The organism is Natrialba sp. PRR66, assembly GCF_034808065.1.
Classification (GTDB): domain Archaea; phylum Halobacteriota; class Halobacteria; order Halobacteriales; family Natrialbaceae; genus Natrialba; species Natrialba aegyptia.
Genome location: NZ_JAXHGN010000019.1, coordinates 1 through 586, shown reverse-complemented (window position 1 = coordinate 586; position 586 = coordinate 1). Strand labels below are relative to the sequence as shown.

The 586-nt window shown below is 56.5% G+C and carries 1 rRNA gene; it reads left to right on the top strand.

The features are described from left to right. Window positions 1-586, top strand: a 23S ribosomal RNA gene (locus SM755_RS23320); the annotation flags it as partial.

Sequence of the window (586 nt, the reverse complement as noted above, 5' to 3'; positions counted from 1 at the left end):
CGTGGAAGCCGTAATGGCACGAAGCGATCGAATGGCTGGATAGCGCAAGTCGAGCCAACCTGGAGCCCGTGAAAAGACGAGCATACCGTCCGTACCGAGATCCGACACAGGTACTCGTGGCAGCGAAAGCCAAGGTCTGTCGGGAATAACCGACGTTAGGGAATTCGGCAAGTTAGTCCCGTACGTTCGCAATAAGGGATGCCTGCCCTGCAATGGGGCAGGTCGCAGTGACTCGGGCGCTCCAACTGTCTAGTAACAACATAGGTGACCGCAAATCCGCAAGGACTCGTACGGTCACTGAATCCTGCCCAGTGCGGGTATCTGAACACCCAGTACAATGGGACGAAGGACCCGTTAACGGCGGGGGTAACTATGACCCTCTTAAGGTAGCGTAGTACCTTGCCGCTTCAGTAGCGGCTTGCATGAATGGATCAATGAGAGCGCCACTGTCCCAACGTTGGGCCCGGTGAACTGTACGTTCCAGTGCGGAGTCTGGAGACCCCCAAGGGGAAGCGAAGACCCTATAGAGCTTTACTGCAGGCTGTCACTGAGACGTGGTCGCCATTGTGCAGCATAGGTAGGAGCC